The sequence below is a fragment of the Pseudonocardia phyllosphaerae genome (assembly GCF_046546475.1).
GTDB classification, from domain to species: domain Bacteria; phylum Actinomycetota; class Actinomycetes; order Mycobacteriales; family Pseudonocardiaceae; genus Pseudonocardia; species Pseudonocardia phyllosphaerae.
On the sequence record NZ_JBKGXS010000004.1, the window covers coordinates 267,458 to 292,353 of the forward strand.

Here is a 24,896-nt window from a genome sequence, read left to right on the forward strand (position 1 = left end):
GCACCCCGATCCACCCGTGCCCCGATCCACCCGTGCCTCGATCCCCCGCGCCTCACAGCAGGCTCAGCTGCCCCGCACCCGGCTCGCCTCCCACCTGCTTCCCCTGCTCCTGACGCGTCCACCCCGGATCCCGCGGGTTCGGCTCCGGACGGTCCAGGCCGTGCCGCGCCAGCAGCGGCGCCACCCGCTTGGCGAGGCCGGCGCGGTAGTCGCGGCCGGCGTAGGCACCCCGGCGGTAGAGCTGTTCGTAGCGCGGGACCAGGGCCGGGTACTGCCGGGCCAGCCAGGCCAGGAACCACTCGCGGGCCCCGGGGCGCAGGTGCAGTGCCAGCACCGTCGCCCGGGTCGCACCGGCCGCGGCGATCTCGGCGAGCAGGGCGTCCAGGGCCTCGTCGGAGTCGGTGAGCCACGGCAGCACCGGAGCCACCATCACCCCGCACGGCAGCCCGGCGTCGGTGATCCGGCGGACGAGGTCGAGCCGCGCCCTCGGGCTGGGGGTGCCGGGTTCGAGGTGGGCCTGCAGCTCCCGGTCGAGCAGCGCGACCGACACCCCGGTGCCGACCCGGACGTCCGCGTTCGCCGCGGCGAGCTCGGGCAGATCGCGGGTCAGCACGGTGCCCTTGGTGAGGATCGAGAACGGGGTCCCGGACCGGGCCAGCGCGGAGATCACCCCGGGCATGAGCCGGTAGCGGCCCTCGGCGCGCTGGTACGGGTCGGTGTTGGTACCCATCGCGACGTGCTCGCGCCGCCACGACGGCCGGGCCAGCTCCCGTTCCAGCACGCGGGCCACGTTGACCTTGACCACGATCCGGGAGTCGAAGTCCTCCCCCGCGTCGAGGTCGAGGTAGGTGTGGGTGTTGCGGGCGAAGCAGTTGTGGCTCACCACGCCCGCGGCGACGAAGTCCCCGGTGCCGGTGGTGATGTCGTACATCGGGCGGATCTCGCCGGTGTCGGTCACCGACACCACCTGCGGGCCGCCGTCGGGTGGTTCCTCGACCAGGGACCCGGCGACGTCGCGCACCCGGCCGACGGCGGGATCGGCGATCGCGACGAGCCGGAGCTGCTCGGCCGCTCCGCCGAGCACCCGCAGGGCACGCGCGCCGGGGACACCGGCCCGCGTCGTCGGTTCGGAGGCGACCCGGAACCCCAGCCGCCGCAGCGCGTCCACCGTCGCGCGGGTGAGCACCGGGTCCACCGGCACGAGCCGCAGGACCCCCGCGGTGACCTCGCCGCACGCGTCGGCGACACCGCCGAGGAACCCCGCCGACCAGCCGGGTGTCGGCTGCTCCGGCCAGGCCGTCGGCGTACCGGAGGGCGCACCAGCCCCGACCGTGACCCGCGACGGCGACCCGGCCAGCAGGTGGTGCGCGCGGGCGAGCGCCTCCATCTCCACCCATGCCGACGGGAACGGCTCCGCGGACACCCGGGAGCGCACCGCATCGGCCCGGACCAGGCCGCACAGGTAGCCCTCGGGCCAGCCGGGCGAGTGCGGACCACCCGGCTCCGAGGCGATGGGCATGCCCGCCGCCCCGGGCCCGACGAGTGCGGTGCCGGGCCGCAGGTGCGGGCGCCGGGCCGAGGACCGGCAGCGCCCGGGCCGCACGTGCGCCCAGCCGTCAGGGGTCAGGAACCGGTGCTCGGAGGAGGCGTGCACGACGGTGCCGTCGCTCAGCGCGACCCGCTGCGCACGCCGCCGGGTGGACCAGTGCGCGAGCACCGGGGTGCGCACCCAGCGCCGCCTGCCGGACCGCCCGTCGGGCACGGTGCCGAGCACCTCGTCGCCGGGGCGCAGCTCGGCGATGGGACACGACCGCCCGTCGGCGGTGAGCACCGGGGTCTCCGCTGCAAGACAGTAGGTACAGGCATGGGAACAGCCCCGGTACGGGTTGACCGTCCACCCGAACGGCACCGGCGAGGACGGCCCCACCCGGTTCAGCGCCGACCGGGCCTCGACCTCGTGGAACACCGTCCCGGCGAACTCCGGCGTGCGCACCGAGCGCAGCAGCCCGCGCATGCCGGGCAGCGCCTCGGCACCGCCGATCCCGTCGAGACCCACCTGCTGTCCGCTCCATCGCACTCCGACAGTCGAACACAAGTTCGAACCATCGGCAAGGCGCGAACGGAGCAACCTGTCGTCGCCGGGTGACACCCTCCGGGCGAACGGCCCCCGGGACCCGCCCCGGACCTTGCGAGGATGCGGGGATGCACCCGGACGACCCCCGCCGCGCCCGCACCGCCCCCGGTGGCGACGCGCGCTCCCCCGGTCGGCGTGCGGCACATCGGCACGACGCCCCGGCCGCCGCGCGGCCGTCGCCGGAGCCCGCCGCGGCCCCGGTCCCCACCGGACGTCGCGCAGCCCGCCGCGCCGCGGAACGCGACGGCCACACCGCTCCCGTCGCCGGCCCCCACACCGTCCACCCGTCCCCGGAGCACACGTCCCCGGCACACGCGGTCCCTGAGCACGCGACCCCGGAGCCGGCGCACTCCTCGGCCCCGGCCGGGCCGCCGCCCGACCACACCGGCCACGGCCACGGGCACGGGCACGGACCCGCCACCCCGGCCGGGCACCGGGTCCGCAAGCTCCTGTTCGCGCTGCTCGTCCCCTGCGGCCTCGCGACGCTGGTCGGCGTCGTGCTGCTGTGGCCGGGCGCCGCGCCGATCCCGTCGCTGCCGCCGACGCAGACGGTCCATGCCGACGTCACCGCGGTCCAGGTCGCCGACTGCTCACCGGGGTCGGGCGACCGGGGCTGCACCGGGGTGACGGTCGCGATGTCCGACGGTCCGCGCGCCGGACGCGACCTGGTGCAGCTGGTGCCGGTGGAGCCGTCGACGCCACGGTTCGCCGTCGGCGACCCGGTGGTGCTGTCCTGGTCCGGCGGCAATCCCGACGAGGCCGGGTCCTACCAGCTCAGCGACTTCCAGCGCGGTCCGGCGCTGGCCTGGCTGGCGGGTGCGTTCGCGCTGGCCGTGGTGCTGCTGGGCCGGCTGCGCGGGGTCGCGGCGCTGGTGGGACTGCTGCTCAGCTTCGTGGTGCTGCTGTGGTTCGTGCTGCCGTCGATCCTGTCCGGGCACGCACCGCTCGCCGTCGCCGTCACCGGCTCCTGCCTGATCATGTTCGCGGTGCTGTACCTGACGCACGGGTTCAACGCCCGCACCTCGTGCGCGGTGCTCGGCACGCTGGCGTCGCTGGCACTGATCGGGCTGCTCGGATGGGTCTTCTCCGCCGCGGCCCGGCTGACCGGGCTGGACGACACGACGTCGAACCTGATCGGGACGCTCGGCTCGGTCCCGATCGACACCCGCGGCCTGGTGCTGGCCGGGCTGGTGATCGGCGCGCTCGGCGTGCTCGACGACGTCACCGTCACCCAGGCCGCCGCCGTCTGGGAGCTCGGCTCGGCCAACCACCGGCTCGGCGCCCGCGAGCTCTACGCGGCCGGCATGCGGATCGGGCGCGACCACGTCGCGTCTGCGGTGAACACCCTGGTCCTGGCCTACGCCGGCGCCGCGCTGCCACTGATGCTGCTGTTCACGGTGTCGTCGACGAACTTCACATCCGTGCTGACGAGCCAGGACGTCGCCACCGAGATCGTGCGGACGCTGGTGGGCAGCATCGGGCTGGTCGCCTCGGTGCCGGTGACGACCGGGCTGGCCGCGCTGGTCGTGGCGCGCGGGAAGCCGGAGGCGCCCGCCGGTGCGGGAGCGCGAGCCTAGGCGGGGGCGCGGGCGAGCAGCCGGGCCCCGCCGTCGCCCTCGTGGTGCTCGATGATCTCCAGCCCGGCGAAGGCGCGGGCCAGCTCGCCGGGCTCGGCGCGGAACCGGCCGCCGGAGTCGCCGACCTCGGACAGCACGGTGACCACCAGCAGCCCGCCGGGGGCGAGCGCGTCGCGCAGCGCAGGGTAGAGCGCCGGGTCGCGGAAGCGCTGGCAGACGACGACGTCGTAGCGGCTCTCCTCGGCCGGGAACCCGGCGTCGAGGTCGGCCTCCACCCACCGCACCCGCACCTCCCGGCCGGCGGCGAGCTCCGCGCCGGCCGCGAGGCCGGCCGGAGACACGTCGACGGCGACGACGTCGAGTCCGTGCTCGGCCAGCCACACCGCGACGCTGCCGCGTCCGCAGGCCACGTCGAGTGCGCGCCCGGTGGCGGGCAGCAGGTCGAGGCGCCCGCGCAGCGCGTCCGGCGGCTGCGGGGTCCCGGCGCCGAGCGCGGCGTGCTTGGTGTCCCAGCGCTCGCGGTCCTGCTCGGCCATCAGCCCGCGAGAGCCGCGACGACGGCGTCGACGCATCCGTCGAGCGGCACGTCCTGCTGCTCGCCGGAGGCCAGGTCCTTCAGCCCGGCCGTCCCGTTCTCGATGTCGCGCTCCCCCAGGACGAGCGCGAAGCGCGCCCCGGACCGGTCGGCGGACTTCATGGCTCCCTTGAGGCCGCGCCCGCCGTAGGAGAGGTCGACGCGGATCCCGGCCGCGCGCAGCTGCGCGGCGAGCACGACGAGCCGGCGTTGCGCGGCGTCGCCCAGCGGCACGCCGTAGACCTCGGCGCGGGCGGTCGACCAGGGCTGCACGCCCTCGACCTGGCAGGCCAGCAGCGTCCGGTCGACGCCGATGCCGAACCCGACGCCGGACAGCTCGGCCCCGCCGAGGGTGGCCATCAGGCCGTCGTAGCGGCCGCCCCCGCCGATCCCGGACTGGGCGCCGAGTCCGTCGTGGACGAACTCGAAGGTGGTCTTGGTGTAGTAGTCCAGGCCGCGCACCATGCGCGGGTTCGGCGTGTAGGCGATGCCGAGGTCGTCGAGGTGGGCCAGCACGCGGGCGTGGTGGTCGGCGGCGGCGTCGGACAGGTGGTCCATCAGCAGCGGCGCGTCGGCCATCGCGGCGCGGACCTCGGGGCGCTTGTCGTCGAGCACGCGCAGCGGGTTGATCGCGGCGCGCTCGCGGGTGGCCTCGTCGAGGTCGAGCCCGGCGAGGAACTCCTGCAGCCGCTCGCGGTAGGCGGGGCGGCAGTCGGCGTCGCCGAGGGAGGTGATCTCGAGGCGGTAGCCGGTCAGGCCGAGGGCCTTGAACCCCTCGTCGGCGACGGCGATGACCTCGGCGTCCAGCGCCGGGTCGTCGATCCCGATGGCCTCGACGCCGACCTGCTGCAGCTGCCGGTAGCGCCCGGCCTGCGGGCGTTCGTAACGGAAGAACGGGCCGGTGTAGCGCAGCTTGACCGGCAGGCCCTGCTTGTCCAGGTTGTGCTCGATGACCGAGCGGACGACGCCCGCGGTGCCCTCGGGACGCAGCGTCACCGACCGCTCGCCGCGGTCGGCGAAGGTGTACATCTCCTTGGAGACGACGTCGGTGGACTCCCCGACGCCGCGGGCGTACAGCCCGGTGTCCTCGAAGACCGGCAGCTCGATGTGCCCGTACCCGGCGTGAGCTGCGGCTCCGGCCAGAGTGTCACGGACGTGGGTGAAGCCCGCCGAGTCCGGAGGCAGGTACTCCGGGATGCCCTTCGGCGCGGCGAACGGCTCGGGCCTGCGGGCCCGGCCGTCGGCCCGCGGCTCGCCGGCGGTCTCGGTGGTGCTCACGGTGGGTGCACGTCCTTTCGGTACGGGTCGTCCCCAGCGTAGAACCGGCGTCTCTCAGCTTTCCTCTCAGGTCGCCCCGCTACCCTCCGGCGCAACGCGATGTACGACGCGTGGTGATCGACCAGGGAGCGACGAGGACGTGGCGACGAACCAGCAGCGCCGGGAGGCGGCGAAGCGCAAGCTCGAGGCGCAGCAGAAGCACCGGGCCGAACGCGAGGCGAGGCGGAAGAAGGTGACCGCGATCGCGTCGATCGCGACCGTGGTCGTCGTGGTGATCGCCGTGGTCGCCGTGTTCCTGCTGCGCGACGCGTGGAGCGGGCCCGACGAGTCGCAGGCCGCCGCGCCCCCGGACGCCACCCCCACCGCCGGGACCTGCACCTATTCCCCGGGCGAGGCCGCCGCGAAGCCCGTGCAGCCCCCGGCGGACGGGCCGGCACAGACGACCGGCACCGCGAAGGTCGCGCTCAGCACCAGCGCCGGGCCGATCGACCTGACGCTGGACCGGGCGAAGGCGCCGTGCGCGGTGAACAGCTTCCTGAACCTGACGAAGCAGAAGTACTTCGACGGCACGTCCTGCCACCGGCTCACGACGACGCCGGGCCTGCAGGTCCTGCAGTGCGGTGACCCGACCGGGCAGGGCACCGGCGGGCCGGGCTACAGCTTCGCCGACGAGGTCGCACCGGACCAGAAGTACCAGCGCGGTGTCCTGGCGATGGCGAACGCGGGCCCGAACACCAACGGCAGCCAGTTCTTCATGATCTACGGCGACGCGCAGCTGCCGCCGCAGTACACGGTGTTCGGCACGATCGGCGCCGCGGGCCTGAAGACCGTCGACGGTGTGGCCAAGGCCGGGGTCGCCGGCGGCGGTCAGGACGGCACCCCCGCGAAGCCGGTGAAGATCACCACGGCTGCCGCGAGCTGACCCGGCCCACCACCCGCCGCGCGGCCTCGGCAGCTCGAGCGGCCCTGCTGCACCGGCAGGCAGCACGGCAGGCACGGCAGGCACGGAGTGTCCTCGCCCGCGAAGTGCCTCACCAACTGAGACGTCTCTCCGGAATGCCGTGCCGCCGGGCAGCCGTGCCGCCGGAATGTCTCAGCAGGTGAGGTACTTCGCGCCCACCCCCATCGCCGAGCCACACGGAGTTGCCGTCGCCGGGGGTGCGGCGGGCGGTTCGATCTCGCCCCGGCCGCGCGAAGCCGGTGGCCGATGGCCGGTTCAGGCCGCGCTGGTGACCCGGTAGACGTCGTAGACGCCCTCGATGTTGCGCACCGCCTGCAGCAGGTGCCCGAGGTGCTTCGGGTCGCCCATCTCGAAGGAGAAACGGGACACCGCGACCCGGTCGCGCGAGGTCGTCGTCGACGCGGACAGGATGTTGACCTTCTCGTCGGCGAGGACCTTGGTGACGTCGGAGAGCAGCCGGTGCCGGTCGAGCGCCTCGACCTGGATCGCGACGAGGAACACCGACTCCGGCGACACCGACCAGGTGACGTCGACGAGGCGCTCCTCGCGGGTGTTGAGGTCCCCGGCGTTGGTGCAGTCGGTGCGGTGCACGCTGATCCCGCCACCGCGGGTGACGAACCCGAGGATCTCGTCGCCGGGCACCGGGGTGCAGCAGCGGGCGAGCTTGACGTAGAGGTCACCCATCGCGTTGCCGTCGTGGTCCTGCACGACGACGCCGGCGTTCCCGGACGGCTTGCGGTGCCGGACGGTGGACAGCGTGGCCCGCTCGGCCAGCTCCTCCTCGGCCTCCTCCTCGCCGCCGAACCAGGCGACGAGCCGCTGCACGACGTGCTGGGCGCTGGCCTGGTGCTCGCCGACGGCGGCGTAGAGCGCGGAGACGTCGCCGTAGTGCATCTCGCGGGCCAGCGCGGACATCGCGTCGCCGGAGATCAGGCGCTGCAGCGGCATCCCGGTGCGACGCGCCTCGCGGGTGATGGCCTCCTTGCCCTCGTCGACGGCCTCCTCACGGCGTTCCTTGGCGAACCACTGCTTGATCTTCGCCTTGGCGCGCGGGGACTTCGCGATCTGGAGCCAGTCCCGCGACGGGCCCGCGGTGTCGGCCTTGGAGGTGAAGATCTCGACGACGTCGCCGGAGACCAGCTCCCGCTCCAGCGCGACGAGCTTGCCGTTCACCCGCGAGCCGATACAGCGGTGCCCGACCTCGGTGTGCACCGAGTAGGCCAGGTCGATCGGGGTGGAACCGGTGGGCAGAGTGACGACGTCGCCCTTGGGCGTGAAGACGAAGATCTCCCGCGCCGCCAGGTCGAAACGCAGCGAGTCGAGGAACTCGCCGGGGTCGGCGGCCTCGCGCTGCCAGTCGAGCAGCTGGCGCATCCACGCCATCTCCTCGACCTCGACCTCCTTGTCCGCGAGCGCGCGGACCTCCTTGTAGCGCCAGTGCGCGGCGATGCCGTACTCGGCGGTGCGGTGCATCGCGTGCGTGCGGATCTGCACCTCGAGCGGCTTGCCGTCCGGGCCGATCACGGTGGTGTGCAGCGACTGGTAGACGCCGAACCGCGGCTGGGCGATGTAGTCCTTGAACCGGCCCGGCATCGGCTGCCACAGCGCGTGCACCATGCCGATCGCGGCATAGCAGTCCCGGACCTCGTCGACCAGGACGCGGACGCCGACGAGGTCGTGGATGTCGTCGAAGTCGCGGCCCTTGACGATCATCTTGCGGTAGATCGAGTAGTAGTGCTTGGGCCGTCCCTGCACGGTGGCGTTGATCCGCGCCGAGTCGAGCTGGTGGGTCACCTCGTCGATGACCTGGCGCAGGTAGGTGTCGCGCGACGGTGCCCGGTCGGCGACCAGCCGCACGATCTCCTGGTACTTCTTGGGCTGCAGGATCGCGAACGACAGGTCCTCCAGCTCCAGCTTCACCGTGGCCATGCCGAGCCGGTGCGCGAGCGGGGCGAACACCTCGAGGGTCTCGTTCGCCTTCTTGACCTGCTTCTCCGGGCGCAGGAAGCGCATGGTGCGCATGTTGTGCAGCCGGTCGGCGAGCTTGATGACCAGCACGCGGGGGTCGCGGGCCATCGCGACGACCATCTTGCGGATCGTCTCGGCCTCCGCGGCGGAGCCGAACTCGACCTTGTCGAGCTTGGTGACGCCGTCGACGAGGTGGGCGACCTCGTCGCCGAACTCGGCCCGCAGCCGTTCCAGGGAGTAGTCGGTGTCCTCGACGGTGTCGTGCAGCAGCGCCGCGACCAGCGTCGTGGTGTCCATGCCCAGCTCGGCCAGGATCGTGGAGACGGCGAGCGGGTGGGTGATGTAGGGGTCCCCGGACTTGCGGGTCTGGGTCTCGTGCTTCTCCTCGGCGACGTCGTAGGCGCGCTGGAGCAGCACGAGGTCGGCCTTGGGGTGCAGCGAGCGGTGCACCGCGGCGAGCGGCTCCAGCACCGGCTTGACGATCGCGACCCGCTGCGGGGTCATCCGCCGTGCGATCCGCGCCCGGACCCGCCGGGTCGCCGACGGGCGGGCGGGCTCGTCGTCGGCGGGCGTCATGGGGCGGGTGGCGGGGTGCCCGTCCGCGGGGACGGCGCCGCCCTCGCTCGTGGACCGATCACCGATCGTCCGGTCGACCTCGGTCACCGCACCTCCTGCTCGAGCCGGTACTGCGGAATCCGCCCAGGATAGTCGCCCCGGCGCCACGAGGAGAGCCCGCGTCCGGCCGGCGCCCGCGCGAGCGCCGACCGGGCCCGGTCACGCGCTGAGCAGCGCGTCCACCCGGATACCGTCGAGGGCGTCGCGGCCGCGCAGGGCGGTGATCTCCAGCAGCGTCCCGAAACCGACGATCTCGGCGCCGGCCTCGGTCAGCAGCGCGCACGTCGCGGCGGCGGTGCCGCCGGTGGCCAGGACGTCGTCGACGACGTAGACCGGCGTGCCCGGCTCCACGATCCCGGCGGGCAGCTCCAGGGTGGCGCTGCCGTACTCCAGGTCGTAGCTGCGCGATGCGGCCACCACCGGCAGCTTGCCCTCCTTGCGGACCGGGACGGTGCCGATCCCGGCGACGACCGCCGCGGCAGCACCGAACAGGAACCCGCGGGCCTCGACACCGGCGACGAGCTCCGCCTGCCCGGTGCGGGCGGCGAGCTCGGCGGCCACGGTGGCCAGGGCCTCGCCGTCGGCCAGGACCGGGGTGATGTCCCGGAACAGCACGCCCGGCTGCGGGTGGTCGGGCACCGACCGGATCCGCTCGGCGACGACGCGCAGCAGGTCCTCGGCGGACTCGCCGTCGACGCCGGGGCCGGGGCGGATCCCGTCGACGTTCGGCTCCTCGGCGGTGCTCACCGGCGACGCCGTCCGCTCTTGCCGGTCGGGCGGGCACCCGGCCGGGGTGCGGCCGGGGCCGTGCTCGACGGCTGGGACCCGCCGACGGACGCGAACGTCTCGGTCGGCGCCTCGTCACCGCTGCTGTCCCCGGCGCTGCCGCCGGTGCCCTCCCCGGTGTCCGCGGACTCCGGGGGCGCCTCGCCGTTGTGCACAGCGGCGGTGCGGGCGCGCCGCGCCGCAACCTTGCGGGCCTGCTCACGGATCCGCGGGTCGCGCTCCTTGAGGTCGACCAGCAGCGGCGTCGCCAGCAGCAGCGAGGACACGACACCGGTCAGCATGCCGACGAGCTGCACGAGCGCCAGGTCGGCCAGGGTGCCGACGCCGAGCAGCCCGACACCGATCACGAGCAGGCCGATGACCGGCAGGATCGCGATCAGCGAGGTGTTCAGCGACCGCATCAGGGTCTGGTTCAGCGCCAGGTTCGCGGCCTCGGCGTAGGTCCGGCGGGTCAGCTTGAGCAGCCCGCGGGTGTTCTCCCGGACCTTGTCGAACACCACGACGGAGTCGTAGAGGGAGAACCCGAGGATCGTCAGCAGGCCGATCACCGTCGACGGCGTGACCTCCAGCCCGATCAGCGAGTACACGCCTGCGGTGACGACGATGTCGTTGATCAGCGCGACCAGCGCGGCGATCGCCATGGCGCGTTCGAAGTAGAGCGCGAGGAACAGCGTCACCAGCACGAGGAAGACCGCGAGCGCGATCAGCGCCTGGTTGGTGATCTCCCCGCCCCAGGTGCCGGACACCTGCGAGTCGCTGACGGCGGCCTGGCTCGGCTTCCCGTCGGACCCGAGCGGCTGGAGCTGTTCGAACAGCTGCTGCTTGAGCGGGACGAGCTGCTCGGGGCTCAGCGGCTCCGAGCGCAGCAGGATCGACGCCGCGTCACCGGAGCCGACGGACTGCACCGTCTCCGGCCCGGACCCGACGACCTGTGTGTAGACCTGCTCGACCTGCTGGGTGCTGATCGTGCCGCGGGCGCCCTCGGCCGGCATCTGGATCTGCGACCCGCCGGTGAAGTCGATGCCGAGGTTGAAGCCCCGGATCAGCAGCGACAGCAGGCAGACCAGGATCAGCGCGGCGAAGCCGATGTACCAGATCTTGCGGCGGCCGACGATGTCGGTGGACGCGGTGCCCGTGGTGAGACGCGTCCAGGCGGACGTCCGCTCGGGGGCGGTCATTCTCCTGCTCCCTTCCCGGAGGTGGTCCGCTTCCGGCCGGGTCTCGGGGCCTCCCGGCGCTGCCGGGCCCCGATCCTCTCGACGGCGGCGAGCCCGGACAGCCCCGGCTTCCCGAGGGACTTCGACCGCGAGATCAGCACGACCAGCGGGTAGGTCACCAGGAACACGACCACGAGGTCGAGCACGGTGGACATGCCGAGGGTGAAGGCGAACCCGCGGACCTCGCCGACGGCGAGGACGTAGAGGACGGCGGCCGCGAGGAAGCTGACGGCGTCGGCGGTGAGGATCGTGCGCCGTGCCCGCTCCCAGGACCGCGGGACGGCGGAGCGGAACGTCCGGCCGTCGCGCATCTCGTCCTTCAACCGTTCGAAGAAGATCACGAACGAGTCGGCGGTGATGCCGATGGAGATGATGAAGCCCGCGACACCGGCGAGGTCCAGGGTGAAGCCGAGCCAGCGGCCGAGCAGGATCAGCACGCCGTAGACGACGACACCGGACAGTGCCAGCGACAGGATCGTCAGCACGCCCAGCAGCCGGTAGTAGAACAGGCAGTAGACGAACACCAGCGCCAGCCCGACTGCGCCCGCGATCAGACCGGCCTCCAGCGACGCGAGGCCGAGCGAGGCCGACACCGTCTGGGCGGTGCCGGAGTCGAACGACAGCGGCAGCGAGCCGTAGCGCAGGGTCTGCGCGAGGTCCTGGGCGCGTTCCTGGTTGAACTGGCCCTCGATGGAGGTGGGGCCGAAGATCGGCTGGTTGATCGTCGGTGCCGACACGACCTCGCCGTCGAGGACGAACGCGGTCGCCTTGCCGACGTTCTTGGTCGTGAAGTCGCCCCAGCGCTGTGCGGCCTCGGGCTTGAACTCCAGGCTGACGACGTAGCCGGCGCCCTGCTGCTTCTGTCCCGCCTGGGCGCTGGCGATCTCTGTGCCCTCGATCAGGGCCGGCTTCATGATGAACTTCTGCGTCTTGTCCTGGCTGCACGCGACCAGCGGCTTGGCCGGGTCGTCGTAGCCCTGCAGCGGGTCCGGGGCGCTGCAGTCCAGTGCGGCGAGGGCCTTGGCCTGCGTCGGGCCGTCGGTGGCCTGGCGGGTCTTGCGCAGCTCGGTGACCTCGGCGGCGACCCGCGGGTCGGTCGGCGAGGAGCCGCTCGCCGGCGGCGGAGCAGGCGCGGGCGGCGGATCCTGCAGTGGCGAGGTCTGCGCAACGGGCGCGACGGCGCGGCTCTGCTCACCCCGCTCCCCCATGCCCTGGGGCGTGCCGGAGCCACCCGGGGCCGGGGCCTGGCCGGGCTGCTCCTGGGCCGGCGCCTGCCCGGGCGTGGTCCCGCCGGGCTGGGCCGCACCCTGCGTGGCCGGGATCGGCTGGCCGATCACCTCGCGGATGCGCAGCTGCGCGGTCTGTCCGAGCGAACGCGCCTGGTCACCGGCGTCGCCGGGGACGGTGATCGTGATGTTGCTGCCGTCGAGCTGGACCTCGGCACCGGAGACACCCAGGCCGTTGACCCGCTGCTCGATGATCTCCTGGGCCTGCACCAGCTGGTCCCGGGGCGGCGGGGCGCCGTCCGTGGTGCGCGCGGTCAGGGTGACGCGCGTGCCGCCCTGCAGGTCGATGCCCAGCTTCGGCGTGAGGTTCCCGCCCCCGGTGGCGAACACCAGGGTGTACAGGACGACCACGATCCCGAGGAAGGCCCCCAGGAGGCGCCAGGGGCGGATGCGTTGCTGCCCCGACGACGGTGCCACGTGATTGTTCTCCTGATCCGGCTCGCGCGGCCTGCACCGGCCGCACGGGTCGGGGACCGCGCGATCCCGCCCCGCGGCGGCGGACCGTCAGGGGTCCGCCCGCCGGGGCACGGGACGCGGCCGGGGCCGCAGGATCGGGCGGGTGCCCGGTCCCGACTGCTCAGTGAATGATCGGCTTGTCCGACCGCTCGTCGTCGGACGAGGTGTCGGTGGTGGTGGTGTCCGGCTCCGGCGTGACCTTCTCGCGGATGGCGGCGCGGAGCCAGGTGGTGACGACACCGTCGGCGATCTCGAGGTCGACCGTGTCCTCATACGAGGCGTCGGTGATGGTGCCGCGCAGGCCGGAGGTCGTGATGACGACGTCACCGTCCTCCAGCGCGGTCTGCATCGCCTGGGTCTGCTGCATCTGACGGCGCTGCTTGCGGCCGTTCAGGAAGAGGGGGACGAACAGCAGCAGAATGATCAGGAACGGGGCCAGGGACAGCAGTCCCGAACCGCCGGCGTCCTGCGCAAGGATCTCGGTCATCTCGCGGAGTCTCCGTCTCGTGTCATCGTGTGACGAGTGTGCCAGCCGGGGTGACCGCCCTTCGGCGGGCCCCTCCCGGCTCTCGGGCCGCTCGGCGCACCGGGGCAGGGCGAGCGGCAGGGCCGAGTCGACGGCCCGGTCGACAACGAGCGGGATGCCCGATTCGTTCCCCTCTGCCCGGCAGGGTTTCCCGGCTGCGCCGGTGCCGGGCCGGGCAGGTCGGAACAGCGTGGGAAAGCGTCAGAACAGCGGCTCGACGGGCGCGGCCGCGGAGCCGTCGTCGGGCGGGGTGAGACCGAGGTGGGTCCAGGCCTGCGGCGTCGCGACCCGGCCCCGCGGGGTGCGGGCCAGCATCCCGGCGCGCACCAGGTAGGGCTCGCAGACCTCCTCGACGGTGCCCGGCTCCTCCCCCACGGCGACGGCGAGCGTGGAGACCCCGACCGGGCCGCCGCGGAACGAGCGGACCAGCGCGGACAGCACGGCGCGGTCGAGGCGGTCGAGGCCGAGCTCGTCGACGTCGTAGACGGCCAGGGCGTCGCGGGCGACGTCGCGGCGGATGACGCCGTCGGCGCGGACCTCGGCGAAGTCACGGACGCGGCGCAGCAGCCGGTTCGCCACCCGCGGGGTGCCACGGCAGCGCCCGGCGATCTCGGTGGCGCCGTCGTCGTGCAGCTCGATACCGAGGATCCCGGCGGCGCGGTGCAGCACCTGCTCCAGCTCGCCCGGGTCGTAGAACTCCATCTGGCCGGTGAAGCCGAACCGGTCGCGCAGCGGGCCGGTCAGCGACCCGGCCCGGGTGGTGGCCCCGACCAGGGTGAACGGGGCGACGTCGAGCGGGATCGAGGTGGCGCCGGGCCCCTTGCCGACGACGACGTCGACCCGGAAGTCCTCCATCGCCAGGTACAGCATCTCCTCCGCCGGGCGGGCCATGCGGTGGATCTCGTCGATGAACAGCACGTCGCCGGGAACGAGGTTGGACAGCATCGCCGCGAGGTCGCCGGCCCGTTCCAGGGCGGGGCCGGACGTGAGCCGGATCGACGCGCCCAGCTCGGCCGCGATGATCATCGCGAGGCTGGTCTTGCCCAGCCCGGGCGGGCCGGACAGCAGGATGTGGTCCGGCGGGTCGCCACGCCGCCGGGCACCTTCGAGGACGAGCTCGAGCTGCTCGCGGACCCGCGGCTGCCCGACGAACTCGCGCAGCGTGCGGGGCCGCAGCGACGACTCGACGTCGAGGTCCTCCGGGTGCACGACGGCGTCCACGTCGCGGACGTCCCCCTCACCGGCGGGGAACGACGGCTCGGTCACCGCGAGCGGCCCAGGCCGGACAGCGCGGTGCGCAGCAGCACCGATGCGTCGGCGTCCGGGGACGCGGCCAGCACCCCGTCGACGGCCTGTTCCGCGGGCTTCTGCGGGAACCCGAGACCGAGCAGCGCCTCGACGACCTGCTCGCGGACCCCGAGCACCGGCGAGGGTGCCGCCGCGGAGGAGGTTCCGGCACCGACGGCCGCGGTGGCCGGGGCGGGTGCGGCCACCTTGTCGCGCAGCTCGACGACCAGGCGTTCGGCGCTCTTGCGGCCGACGCCGGGGATGCGGGTGAGGACGGCGAGGTCGGCGTCGGCGATCGCGGCGCGCAGCGTGTCCGGTTCCAGCACCGCGATCGTCGCCAGCGCCAGGCGCGGGCCGATCCCGGAGACCGTCTGCAGCAGCAGGAACAGCTCGCGTTCCTCGGTGTCGGCGAACCCGAACAGGGTCAGCGACTCCTCGCGGACGACGAGCGTGGTCGCCAGCCGGGCCTCGTCACCACGCCGCAGCCGGGACAGCGTGTTCGGGGTGGCGTGGACGGCCAGCCCCACCCCACCGACCTCGACGACGGCATGGTCCAGCCCGATCTCGAGCACCGGCCCCCGTACGGAGTGGATCACTGATCGGTTCCCTTCCCGCGAACGGTCGTTCGACGCGGCACGCTACCGGTCGGCCGCCCGGCGGCCGCGCGCGCCGCCCAGGCGGCGGCCTCGTCCCCGGAGCGGGTGCCGCGGGCGGCCTGCGCGGCGGCGGCCCACTGCTCGGCGGCCGTCGGTGTCGTGGCGCCCTGCTGCGCGCGGGCCTCGGCGAGCCGGGCCCGGTGGACGGCGGCGAGCTCGTCGGCGCGGGCGCGGGCCTGCGCCATCCGGTCGAGCATCGGCGAGCGCCAGCAGTGGCAGATCGCGAGGGCGAGCGCGTCGGCGGCGTCGGCGGGTTTCGGCGGGGTGTCGAGCCCGAGCACGCGGGTGACCATGGCGGTGACCTGGGCCTTCCCGGCCCGGCCCTCGCCGGTGACGGCGGCCTTCACCTCGCTGGGGGTGTGGAACGCGACCGGCAGCCCGGCCCGCGCGGCGATCAGTGCGACGACGCCGCTGGCCTGCGCGGTGCCCATGACGGTGGAGACGTTGTGCTGGCTGAACACCCGCTCGACGGCGAGCACGTCCGGCCGGTGCCGGGCGACCCAGCGCTCGACCTCGTCGGCGACGGCCAGCAGCCGGCGCTCCAGGGGCAGGTCCGTGCCGCTGCGGACGACGCCGACGTCGACGAACCCCACCGAGCGTCCCGCTCCGGACTCGACGACCCCGATCCCGCACCGGGTCAGCCCGGGGTCGACCCCCAGCACGCGCACCCGCGCCACCCCTTCCCGCACGCCTGTTCGAACCCGCACGGTACCGGGCGCGGTTGCCGGGCCGTCCGGGGCGCGCCGAGGGGTCTCCGCGAACCCACCGGGCCGGTCACGGCCGCGGCAGCGCGTACCCCCACCCGCGAGATGCTTCACCTGCTGAGCCGTCTCCGGAGAATGTGTCAGCAGCTGAAGGAGATCTCGGCCACCTTCCCGCCGGGCACTTGCGCAGCCGAACTCCGGCCGCCCCGCGCAACCGCCCGGCCGCCCGACCTCAGTGCGCCGCGGAGTCCCAGGTGCGCCCGTAACCGACCGAGGCCTCCAGCGGCACCGACAGGTCCGCCGCGGCCGCCATCTCCCGGCGCACCAGCTTCTCCAGCTCGGCGTGCTCGCCGTCGGCGACCTCGAGCACGAGCTCGTCGTGCACCTGCAGCAGCATCCGGCTGGCCAGGCCCTCGTCGCCGAGCGCGCGGCGGACGTTGAGCATCGCGACCTTGATGATGTCCGCGGCGCTGCCCTGGATCGGGGCGTTGAGCGCCATCCGCTCGGCCATCTCCCGGCGCTGACGGTTGTCGCTGGTCAGGTCGGGCAGGTAGCGGCGCCGGCCCATGATCGTCGCGGTGTAGCCGTCCTTGCGGGCCTGGTCGACGACGCCGGCGAGGTAGTCCCGCACCCCGCCGAACCCGGCGAAGTAGTCGTCCATCAGGCCCTTGGCCTCGTCGGTCGAGATCCGCAGCTGCCCGGACAGGCCGTACGCCGACAGGCCGTAGGCCAGGCCGTAGTTCATCGCCTTGATCTTGGCGCGCTGCTCGACCGAGACCTCGCCTGCGTCGACGCCGAACACCCGGGCGGCGGTCTCGGCGTGGAAGTCGTGCTGCGAGCGGAACGCCTCGATCAGCGCCGCGTCCTCGGACAGGTGCGCCATGATCCGCATCTCGATCTGGCTGTAGTCCGCGGTCATCAGCTCCGCGAACGGCTCCCCCGCCGGCCCGCTGCCGACGACGAACGCGTCCCGGATCCGGCGCCCCGCGGCGGTGCGGATCGGCACGTTCTGCAGGTTCGGGTCGGTCGAGGACAGCCGCCCGGTCGCGGCGATCGTCTGCGAGTAGGTGGTGTGGATGCGGCCGTCGTCGGCGACGGTCTTGATCAGCCCGTCGACGGTGACCTTGAGCCGGGTCGCGTCCCGGTGCGCCAGCAGGTGCGCCAGGAAGGGGTGCTCGGTCTGCTCGTAGAGGTTCTGCAGCGCGTCGGCGTCGGTGGTGTAGCCGGTCTTGGTGCGCTTGGTCTTCGGCATCTCCAGCTCGTCGAACAGGACGACCTGCAGCTGCTTCGGCGAGCCGAGGTTGATCTCCTTGCCGATCACCTCGTACGCCTGCCGCGCGGCCTCGCGCACCTGCGCGCCGAAGTCGGACTCCAGGTCCGACAGCGTCCCGGAGTCCACCGCGATGCCCGCGGCCTCGCAGTCGGCCAGCACGAACGCCAGCGGCAGCTCCAGGTCGGCGAGCAGCTCGGTGCCGCCGCGCTCGGCCAGCTCGGCGTCGAGCGCGTCGGCCAGCTCCGACACCGCCGACGCGGCCAGCATCTCCTGCTGCGCGGCCTGGGAGTCGGCCTCCTCCTCGCCGCCGAGCAGCGACAGCTGCCCGTCGCCGGGGGCATCGGTGCGCAGCTCGCGGCGCAGGTAGCGCAGCGCCAGGTCGGCCAGGTCGAACGTCCGCTGACCGGGCCGCGCGAGGTACGCCGCGAGCGCGGTGTCGCTGGTCAGCCCGCCCAGGGTCCAGCCGCGGGCGCGCAGCGCGTGCAGCGCCGGCTTCACGTCGTGGGTCGCCTTCGGGACCGTGGCGTCGGACAGCCACTCCCCGAGCGCGGCCTCGTCGTCCGGGGTCAGGTCGGTGACGGCCAGGTACGCCGTCTGCGGGACCCCGGCGTCGGCGCCTGCGGCGCGCGCCTCGACGGTCGGCTCGCCGGTGGCCAGTGCGATCCCGGCGACGTCGCGGGCCGCGACCGGGCCGGTGATCCCGGCGAACGCGACCGCGACGCGGCGGCCGTCGCGGGCGTGGGTGTCGAGCCAGGCCCGCACCCCGCCCGGGGCGAGGACCTCACCGGCGATCTCGAAGCCGCCGTCGGCCTCGGGCTCGGCGGACTGCAGGGTCGCGAACAGCCGCTCGCGCAGCACCCGGAACTCCAGCTCGTCGAACAGCCGGTGCACCGCGTCCCGGTCCCAGGGGCGCACCTCGAGCTGCGCCGGGTCGGTACCGAGGTCGACGTCTCGGACCAGTTCGGTGAGCTGCCGGTTGAGCAGCACGTTGGCCAGGTTGGCGCGCAGGTTGTCGCCCGCCTTGCCCTTCACCTCGTCGACCCGGTCGGTCAGCTCGGCCAGCGAGCCGAACTCGCGCACCCACTTGGCGGCGGTCTTCTCCCCCACCCCCGGGATCGAGGGCAGGTTGTCCGAGGGGTCCCCGCGCAGTGCCGCGAAGTCCGGGTACTGGGTGGGGGTGAGCCCGTAGCGCTTGTCGACCTCGGCGGGGTCGATCCGGCCGAGGTCGGAGACGCCGCGCTTGGGGTAGAGCACCGTGACGTTGTCGGTGACCAGCTGGAACGCGTCCCGGTCGCCGGTGGTGATGAGCACGTCGAAGTCCTCGGCCTCGGCCTGGGTGGCGAGGGTGGCGATGAGGTCGTCGGCCTCGTAGCCGTCGACGGCGAACACCGGGATGTTCAGCGCGCCCAGCACCTCCTTGACCAGGTCGATCTGGCCGCGGAAGTCGTCCGGGGTGGCGGACCGGTTCGCCTTGTAGTCGGCGAAGCGCTCCGCGCGGAACGTCTTGCGGGACACGTCGAACGCCACCGCGAGGTGGGTCGGCTCCTCGTCGCGCAGCAGGTTGATCAGCATCGAGGTGAAGCCGTAGACGGCGTTCGTGGTCTGCCCGGTGCCGGTGCGGAAGTTCTCCGCGGGCAGCGCGAAGAACGCGCGGTAGGCCAGCGAGTGGCCGTCGAGCAGCAGCAGCCGGGGCCGGTCCGGGGCCTTCTTCGCCGGCGTGCCGGAGGCCTTCTTGGCTGTGTTCTGCGTCGCGGTGCTCATCGGCGGCGAGTCTAGAACCGACCCCCGACAGCGAACGCGGCCGCGCCCCGGGTGGGACACGGCCGCGCACGGTGTAGGGCTCGGAGCCCGCCGGGGGTCAGACCTCTGCCATGACCTCGTCGGGGGCGTCGAAGTTCGACCAGACGTTCTGCACGTCGTCGGAGTCCTCGAGCGCCTCGATCAGCCGCACGATCTTGCGGGCGCCGTCGAGGTCGACCTCGACGTTCATCGACGGGATGAACGTGGCGTCCGCCGAGTCGTAGTCGATGCCGTTCTCCTGCAGCGCCTTGCGCACGGCGACGACGTCGGTGGCCTCGGAGACGACCTCCCAGCTCTCGCCGAGGTCGTTCACGTCCTCGGCACCCGCGTCGAGGACGGCCATGAGCACGTCCTCCTCGGACAGGTCGCCCTTGGGCAGTACGACGACGCCCTTCCGGCTGAACATGTAGGCCACCGAGTTCGGGTCGGCCATCGTCCCGCCGTTGCGGGTCATGGCCGTGCGGACCTCGGTCGCCGCCCGGTTCTTGTTGTCGGTCAGGCACTCGATGAGGACGGCGACGCCGTTCGGCCCGTAGCCCTCGTAGGTGATCGTCTGGTACTCCGCGCCACCCGCGTCCGCACCGGAGCCGCGCTTGACCGCGCGCTCGATGTTGTCGTTCGGGACCGAGGTCTTCTTCGCCTTCTGGATGGCGTCGAAGAGCGTCGGGTTGGCGTCGGGGTCACCGCCGCCGGTGCGGGCCGCGACCTCGATGTTCTTGATCAGCTTCGCGAACATCTTGCCGCGGCGGGCGTCGATCACGGCCTTCTTGTGCTTGGTCGTCGCCCACTTGGAGTGGCCGCTCATCGGCTCGTCTGCCCACCTCTCGTGCTCGGGACCGCGCGCGGGGAGCGCGCCGGTCCGGGGCAGGCCGCCCACGCACCGTGCACCTCGTGAACGGCTGGAGACGGACCGGGCGGAGCCCGGACCTCCGTTCACGACGCACCGCGGTCACGCCGACCTGCGGGAACCCCTCGATGCTACCGGCGTATGCCACGCCGGCCCGCCGCGGGCCGACACGATCCGGCGACATCCCCCGTTCATCCGACATATGCGTAGTCGACTATGCTTCATTGCCGTAGGTCCCGCCTCGCAGCGGGTACTAACCTGACAACCGTTGTCATCCCGGCGCCCGTCCGGCGCCGGCCTCGAGAGGAGAGCACGTGTTCGGAGCAGTTGCGGGCAAGGCCGTCGGGTTCGTGGTGAGCGGCCTCGCCGGCGCCGTCGCCTACGACGGAGTCAAGAAGGTCGCCCGCTCCGGTGCGGTGCGCGAGGCCGCGGTCTCGGTGACCACCCTGGGTCTGCGCGGCGCGCGTGCCGCCGAGACCGGTGCCGAGAAGGCCCGCCTGGCCACCGGCGACATCGTCAGTGAGGCGCGCGGCCGGCTCGGCGAGGAGGCCCCCGCCCCGGGCAAGGACTCCGGGCACGGCCACGACCACGAGCACTGATCCCGTACCCCTGAACCTCCGGGTCCACGGCGTCACCGAGCGAGGCGAGCACCCCTGAGTACCGACACCCAGCCCCAGCACAGCACCGAGATCGTCGTCACCGGCGCGTCCGGTGACTCCGGTCCCGCCGGTGTCACCGTCGTCAGCGAGGCCGCGGGCCGGGTCCGGTTCGCCGTGCCCGCGCTGCACGGCCGGGTGGCGCTGGCCGTCGCCGTCGAGGACGCGGTGGACCACGTCGCCGGCGTCCGTCAGGTCCACGCCTACCCGCGCACCGGCAACGTCGTGGTCTGGTACCAGCGGGGCCGCTGCGACCGCACCGAGCTGGTCGAGGCGATCACCAAGGGGCTCGGCTCCGACGCCGAGGCCACCGCGGACCGCACTCCGCGCTCGGCGGACACCCACAACGGGGAGCTGGCCCGGCTCGTCGTCGGCGGGCTGGCGCTGTTCGCGCTCGGGTTCCGGCGCTACGGGCTGCGCCGCCCACCGATGCTGGGCACGACCAGCCGCACCGTCGCCACCGGTGTCACGATCTTCACCGGCTACCCGTTCCTCAAGGGCGCCGTGCGTTCGCTGTTCGGGGGCCGCGGCGCCGGCACCGACGCGCTGGTCTCCGCGGCGACCGTGGCCAGCCTGGTGCTGCGCGAGAACGTCGTCGCGCTCACCGTGCTGTGGCTGCTCAACATCGGCGAGTACCTGCAGGACCTCACACTGCGCCGGTCCCGCCGGGCGATCTCCGAGCTGCTCACCGGCTCCACCACGACGACCTGGACGCGGGTCGTCTCCCCGGACGGGATCACCACCGAGGTCGAGGTCGACATCGCCGACCTGCAGATCGGCGACGAGGTCGTGGTGCACGAGCGGATCGTGCTGCCCGTCGACGGCGAGATCGTCGAGGGCGACGGCGTGGTCGACCAGGCCGCGATCACCGGCGAGCAGCTGCCCGTCTCCGTCGCCCCCGGAGCCACGCTGCACGCCGGGTCGGTGCTGCTGCGCGGGCGGATCGTCGTGCGCGCCACCGCCGTCGGCCAGGACACCGCGATCGGGCGGATCATCGACCGGGTCGAGCAGGCCCAGGGTGACCGGGCCCCGATCCAGACCGTCGGCGAGAACTTCTCCCGCCGCTTCGTGCCGGCGTCGTTCCTGCTGTCGGCGCTGACGCTGGTCGTCACCCGCGACGTCCGCCGGGCCATGACGATGCTGCTCATCGCCTGCCCCTGCGCGGTGGGGCTGTCCACGCCGACGGCGATCTCCGCCGCGATCGGCAACGGCGCGCGCCGCGGCATCCTGATCAAGGGCGGCGCGCACCTGGAGGCCGCAGGCCGGGTCGACGCGATCGTGTTCGACAAGACCGGCACGCTCACCCAGGGCCGCCCGGTCGTCACCAACGTCATCTCCTTCCACGACGGCTGGAAGCCCGAGGACGTGCTGGCCTACGCGGCGTCGTCGGAGATCCACTCCCGGCACCCGCTGGCGCAGGCGGTCATCCGCTCCACCGAGGAGCGGCGGATCGAGATCCCGCCGCACGAGGAGTGCGAGGTCCTGCTCGGGCAGGGCATGCGGGTGCAGGCCGACGGCCGGGTGCTGCTGATCGGCTCCCGCGAGCTGCTGCGCGCGCAGGGTGTGTCCGTGCCGCGCAAGGCCGCCGACTGGGTGCGCAAGCTGCAGAAGGCCTCGGAGACACCGCTGCTGCTGGCCGTGGACGGCGAGCTGGTCGGCCTGGTCTCGCTGCGCGACACCGTCCGGCCCGAGTCGCGGGAGGTGCTGGAGAAGCTGCGCGCCGACGGTGTGCAGCGGATCGTGATGCTCACCGGCGACCACCCGCGCACCGCGCAGGCCGTCGCCGAGGAGCTCGGTATCGACGAGTACCGCGCCGAGGTGATGCCCGAGCAGAAGCAGGACGTCGTGCGGGCGCTGCAGGCCGACGGGTTCACCGTCGCGATGATCGGGGACGGCACCAACGACGCCCCCGCCCTCGCCCTGGCCGACATCGGCATCGCGATGGGGGTGGCCGGTACCGACGTCGCCGTCGAGACCGCGGACGTGGCACTGGCCGCCGACGACCTGGGCGCGCTGCTGGACCTGCGCGACCTGGGGCGTTGCACGATCACCCTGATCCGGCAGAACTACGGCATGTCGATCGCGGTCAACGCGGCCGGCCTGCTGGTCTCCGCCGCAGGCGCCATGTCGCCGGTGGTCGCGGCGATCCTGCACAACGCCTCGAGCGTCGCGGTGGTCGCGAACAGCTCGCGGCTGATCCGCTACCGGATCCCGGCGACGGCCCCCGCGGTCGTCGACGGCGAGGTGGTCGACGGTGCGGTGGCCGACGGCGAGGAGGCCGACGCCTCCCGCGACGCCGACCGGGAGCGCGGGACCGACCTGCGCGGCGACGGGACCGACGCCAGCGGGGCCTCGCCGGCCTGAGTGTCCGGGCCGCTGCGCTCGGCGCGCTCGCGGATGCCACGCAGCATCCGCCGCGTCATGGGTGCACCGGCCGGCACCAGCGCCTCGACCGCGATCCGGGCGAGCAGCCCGGAGGCGCCGAACCGCTCCCGCACCAGCAGCCGGGTCCCGGATGCGGTGCGGCGCAGCACGAACGTCCAGGTGAACCGCAGTCCGGTCGCGTCCGGCGGGCTGCTCAGCACCAGGTGCGACGACGGCGCCAGCGACGCCACCCGCAGCACCACCGACGGGGCGAGGCGCACCTCGTCGCCGACGGCGAGGCCCTGCCAGGCGGGTTCGATCCCGTCCGCGCTGCGCACGCCGAGCCCCATCAGGTTCTCGACTGCGTCGTAGGAGTAGAAGCCGCCGCGGTCCTGGCCGATCTGCACCAGCCACGGCCACACCCGCTCCGGCGGCGCCGCGATCGACACCGCGCGGGTCACGCCGGCCTGCGCGTCCCCGATCAGCCCGTCGCCGGGCAGCCCGGCACCGCGCTCGGCGGGCGTCGCGCCACCGGCGAGGCCGCGGTGCTCGGAGAACCCGAGCCCGGCGGCAGTGGTCGTGAGGGTGAACAGGGCGGAGGCGGTGGCGTTCATGCGGCGCTCCTCGGCGTCGGGACGGGCAGGGCTGCCGGAGCGGCGGGAACCGCGGTACGGCTGCGGAACCAGGCCACGGTGTCCGGGTGGAACAGCAGCGCGAGCGCGCCGAGCACCTCGGCGACGTGCAGCGCGCGCAGCGCCGCGGCGGCCAGCTGCGGGCCGGAGGCGGCGGCGAGGTAGTCCACCGGCGAGGTGCCGGAGACCAGTGCGGTGATCGGCTCGACCACCAGGGACAGGGTGCCGAACACCCCGAGGACCCCGGCGACGGCCCAGCGGTAGGCGTTGCGCCCGGTGCGCAGCTGCAGCACCAGCACCGCCAGCACCAGGTACATACCGCCGCGCAGACCGACGGCCTCGGGCGAGGGCGGCTCCGGCTCGGCCAGATGCACCAGCGTCTCCGCGACCCCGGCCAGGATGGCGCCCAGCCACAGCGCGACGCTCAGCGTCACCGCGGCCGGTTCGGGACCGCGTGCGGGACGCGGCGTGGCGCTTCCCGTCACGGTGGTCGTCGGGGCACTCATGGCGGGGCCTCCGGAGTCGGGTGGATCGGACCCCGTCAGCATGCGCCCGGCAGGGCCGTCCGTCCCAGACAGCGTTCCCCCGGATGCACCGGGGGTATACCCCCCGGTAACCCGTTCCGGTTGCGCCCGGGCCGGTGACGAGCCGGCTACCGTGCGGCGCGGACCATGTCCACGAACAGCCCGTGCACCCGCCGGTCCCCGGTCAGCTCCGGGTGGAACGACGTCGCCAGCACCGGCCCCTGCCGCACCGCGACGGGACGGCCCGCGGCCTCGCCGGCCTCCAGCCCGGTGGAGGTGACCTCCGGGACCGAGGCGAGCACCTCGACGTCGGCGCCGGGCTTCTCCACCCACGGCGCGCGGATGAAGACCGCGTGCATCGGGCCACCGGCGAGCCCGGTGAACTCCAGGTCGGTCTCGAACGAGTCGACCTGGCGGCCGAACGCGTTGCGCCGCACGACCACGTCGAGCCCGCCCAGCTGGTGCTGGTCCGGGCGGCCGTCGAGGATCTCGTCGGCCAGCAGGATCATCCCGGCGCACGAGCCGTAGGCGGGCAGGCCCTCGCGGAGCCGGTCGCGCAGCGGCTCCAGCAGCTCGAACGTGTCGAGCAGCTTGGACATCGTGGTCGACTCCCCGCCCGGCAGGACGATCCCGTCGACCGAGGCCAGCTCGGCCTCGCGGCGCACCGGCACCGCCGTCGCACCGGCCGCGGTCAGCGCGGCCACGTGCTCGCGGACGTTGCCCTGCAGGGCCAGCACACCGATGGTCGGGGTCGACATGGTCACCAGGATACGGG

General features: G+C 73.7%; 18 protein-coding genes and 1 pseudogene. 4 read left to right on the forward strand and 15 right to left on the reverse strand.

Features of this window, described 5'->3' with window-relative positions:
* Positions 1 to 52: 52 nt before the first annotated feature.
* The gene (locus ACLE50_RS11705; protein ID WP_410943493.1) at positions 53 to 2,077 is read right to left on the reverse strand and encodes an intein-containing Rv2578c family radical SAM protein; all 2,025 of its coding nucleotides are present in this window, start codon (positions 2,075 to 2,077) and stop codon (positions 53 to 55) included.
* Between the two features lie 125 nt (positions 2,078 to 2,202).
* Here ACLE50_RS11705 and ACLE50_RS11710 point away from each other — a divergent pair, with 125 nt between their 5' ends.
* Positions 2,203 to 3,711: a YibE/F family protein gene (locus ACLE50_RS11710; RefSeq protein WP_410943494.1), complete on the forward strand. Its 1,509-nt coding sequence runs from the start codon at positions 2,203 to 2,205 to the stop codon at positions 3,709 to 3,711.
* Here the strand turns inward: ACLE50_RS11710 and ACLE50_RS11715 are convergent.
* Both ACLE50_RS11715 and hisS read right to left on the reverse strand, forming a co-directional pair.
* A complete protein-coding gene (locus ACLE50_RS11715) occupies positions 3,708 to 4,247 on the reverse strand; it encodes a class I SAM-dependent methyltransferase (protein WP_410943495.1) in 540 nt (179 codons plus the stop codon). The two genes, ACLE50_RS11710 and ACLE50_RS11715, sit on opposite strands and share 4 nt — an antisense overlap.
* Complete coding sequence (gene hisS, locus ACLE50_RS11720) at positions 4,247 to 5,482, reverse strand: histidine--tRNA ligase (RefSeq protein WP_410943579.1); 1,236 nt, start codon at positions 5,480 to 5,482, stop codon at positions 4,247 to 4,249. Before hisS ends, ACLE50_RS11715 begins: the two co-directional genes overlap by 1 nt.
* A 220-nt stretch (positions 5,483 to 5,702) precedes the next feature.
* On the opposite strand from hisS, the gene ACLE50_RS11725 reads away from it, so the two are divergent.
* The gene (locus ACLE50_RS11725) at positions 5,703 to 6,485 is read left to right on the forward strand and encodes a peptidylprolyl isomerase (RefSeq protein WP_410943496.1); all 783 of its coding nucleotides are present in this window, start codon (positions 5,703 to 5,705) and stop codon (positions 6,483 to 6,485) included.
* Between the two features lie 294 nt (positions 6,486 to 6,779).
* Here ACLE50_RS11725 and ACLE50_RS11730 read toward each other — a convergent pair whose 3' ends face one another.
* The 10 genes and pseudogenes from ACLE50_RS11730 to ACLE50_RS11775 all read right to left on the reverse strand — a co-directional run bounded on the left by ACLE50_RS11730 (position 6,780) and on the right by ACLE50_RS11775 (position 19,903).
* Positions 6,780 to 9,068 carry a RelA/SpoT family protein gene (locus ACLE50_RS11730; protein WP_410943580.1) on the reverse strand — a complete coding sequence of 763 codons (2,289 nt, stop codon included), beginning with the start codon at positions 9,066 to 9,068 and terminating at the stop codon, positions 6,780 to 6,782.
* Positions 9,069 to 9,266: 198 nt separating this feature from the next.
* On the reverse strand, positions 9,267 to 9,779 hold the full coding sequence (locus tag ACLE50_RS11735; RefSeq protein WP_458788552.1) for an adenine phosphoribosyltransferase: 513 nt from the start codon (positions 9,777 to 9,779) through the stop codon (positions 9,267 to 9,269).
* 71 nt (positions 9,780 to 9,850) lie between these two features.
* On the reverse strand, positions 9,851 to 11,071 hold the full coding sequence (gene secF / locus ACLE50_RS11740; protein ID WP_410943498.1) for a protein translocase subunit SecF: 1,221 nt from the start codon (positions 11,069 to 11,071) through the stop codon (positions 9,851 to 9,853).
* On the reverse strand, positions 11,068 to 12,813 hold the full coding sequence (gene secD, locus ACLE50_RS11745; protein ID WP_410943499.1) for a protein translocase subunit SecD: 1,746 nt from the start codon (positions 12,811 to 12,813) through the stop codon (positions 11,068 to 11,070). The genes secF and secD overlap by 4 nt, the downstream gene beginning before the upstream one ends.
* A gap of 160 nt (positions 12,814 to 12,973) precedes the next feature.
* Positions 12,974 to 13,339: a preprotein translocase subunit YajC gene (gene yajC, locus ACLE50_RS11750; protein ID WP_410943500.1), complete on the reverse strand. Its 366-nt coding sequence runs from the start codon at positions 13,337 to 13,339 to the stop codon at positions 12,974 to 12,976.
* A 240-nt stretch (positions 13,340 to 13,579) separates the two neighbouring features.
* Positions 13,580 to 14,599, reverse strand: a complete 1,020-nt coding sequence (ruvB, locus tag ACLE50_RS11755; protein ID WP_410943581.1) for a Holliday junction branch migration DNA helicase RuvB — start codon at positions 14,597 to 14,599, stop codon at positions 13,580 to 13,582.
* Between the two features lie 41 nt (positions 14,600 to 14,640).
* On the reverse strand, positions 14,641 to 15,261 hold the full coding sequence (gene ruvA / locus ACLE50_RS11760) for a Holliday junction branch migration protein RuvA (protein ID WP_410943501.1): 621 nt from the start codon (positions 15,259 to 15,261) through the stop codon (positions 14,641 to 14,643).
* Between the two features lie 155 nt (positions 15,262 to 15,416).
* A pseudogene (ruvC, locus tag ACLE50_RS11765) lies at positions 15,417 to 15,989 on the reverse strand (crossover junction endodeoxyribonuclease RuvC); the annotation flags it as partial.
* 268 nt (positions 15,990 to 16,257) lie between these two features.
* Positions 16,258 to 19,059 carry a DNA polymerase I gene (polA, locus tag ACLE50_RS11770; protein WP_410943502.1) on the reverse strand — a complete coding sequence of 934 codons (2,802 nt, stop codon included), beginning with the start codon at positions 19,057 to 19,059 and terminating at the stop codon, positions 16,258 to 16,260.
* Positions 19,060 to 19,156: 97 nt separating this feature from the next.
* Positions 19,157 to 19,903, reverse strand: a complete 747-nt coding sequence (locus tag ACLE50_RS11775) for a YebC/PmpR family DNA-binding transcriptional regulator (protein ID WP_410943503.1) — start codon at positions 19,901 to 19,903, stop codon at positions 19,157 to 19,159.
* A 356-nt stretch (positions 19,904 to 20,259) separates the two neighbouring features.
* On the opposite strand from ACLE50_RS11775, the gene ACLE50_RS11780 reads away from it, so the two are divergent.
* Positions 20,260 to 20,544: a DUF1490 family protein gene (locus ACLE50_RS11780; RefSeq protein ID WP_410943504.1), complete on the forward strand. Its 285-nt coding sequence runs from the start codon at positions 20,260 to 20,262 to the stop codon at positions 20,542 to 20,544.
* A gap of 90 nt (positions 20,545 to 20,634) precedes the next feature.
* A complete protein-coding gene (locus ACLE50_RS11785; protein WP_410943582.1) occupies positions 20,635 to 22,965 on the forward strand; it encodes a heavy metal translocating P-type ATPase in 2,331 nt (776 codons plus the stop codon).
* Positions 22,966 to 23,575: 610 nt separating this feature from the next.
* Here ACLE50_RS11785 and ACLE50_RS11790 read toward each other — a convergent pair.
* Positions 23,576 to 24,103, reverse strand: coding sequence for a hypothetical protein (locus tag ACLE50_RS11790; RefSeq protein WP_410943505.1), 528 nt, complete (start codon positions 24,101 to 24,103; stop codon positions 23,576 to 23,578).
* Between the two features lie 146 nt (positions 24,104 to 24,249).
* Positions 24,250 to 24,879: a pyridoxal 5'-phosphate synthase glutaminase subunit PdxT gene (gene pdxT, locus ACLE50_RS11795; protein ID WP_410943506.1), complete on the reverse strand. Its 630-nt coding sequence runs from the start codon at positions 24,877 to 24,879 to the stop codon at positions 24,250 to 24,252.
* Between the last annotated feature and the right edge of the window lie 17 nt (positions 24,880 to 24,896).

Excerpts from the sequence above, each read along its gene's own strand:
- ACLE50_RS11710 (WP_410943494.1), top strand. The coding sequence starts at position 2,203 with ATGCACCCGGACGACCCCCGCCGCGCCCGCACCGCCCCCGGTGGCGAC.
- yajC (WP_410943500.1), bottom strand. The coding sequence starts at position 13,339 with ATGACCGAGATCCTTGCGCAGGACGCCGGCGGTTCGGGACTGCTGTCC.
- ACLE50_RS11715 (WP_410943495.1), bottom strand. The coding sequence starts at position 4,247 with ATGGCCGAGCAGGACCGCGAGCGCTGGGACACCAAGCACGCCGCGCTC.
- pdxT (WP_410943506.1), bottom strand. The coding sequence starts at position 24,879 with ATGTCGACCCCGACCATCGGTGTGCTGGCCCTGCAGGGCAACGTCCGC.
- ACLE50_RS11790 (WP_410943505.1), bottom strand. The coding sequence starts at position 24,103 with ATGAGTGCCCCGACGACCACCGTGACGGGAAGCGCCACGCCGCGTCCC.
- ACLE50_RS11775 (WP_410943503.1), bottom strand. The coding sequence starts at position 19,903 with ATGAGCGGCCACTCCAAGTGGGCGACGACCAAGCACAAGAAGGCCGTG.
- polA (WP_410943502.1), bottom strand. The coding sequence starts at position 19,059 with ATGAGCACCGCGACGCAGAACACAGCCAAGAAGGCCTCCGGCACGCCG.
- ACLE50_RS11730 (WP_410943580.1), bottom strand. The coding sequence starts at position 9,068 with ATGACGCCCGCCGACGACGAGCCCGCCCGCCCGTCGGCGACCCGGCGG.
- secF (WP_410943498.1), bottom strand. The coding sequence starts at position 11,071 with ATGACCGCCCCCGAGCGGACGTCCGCCTGGACGCGTCTCACCACGGGC.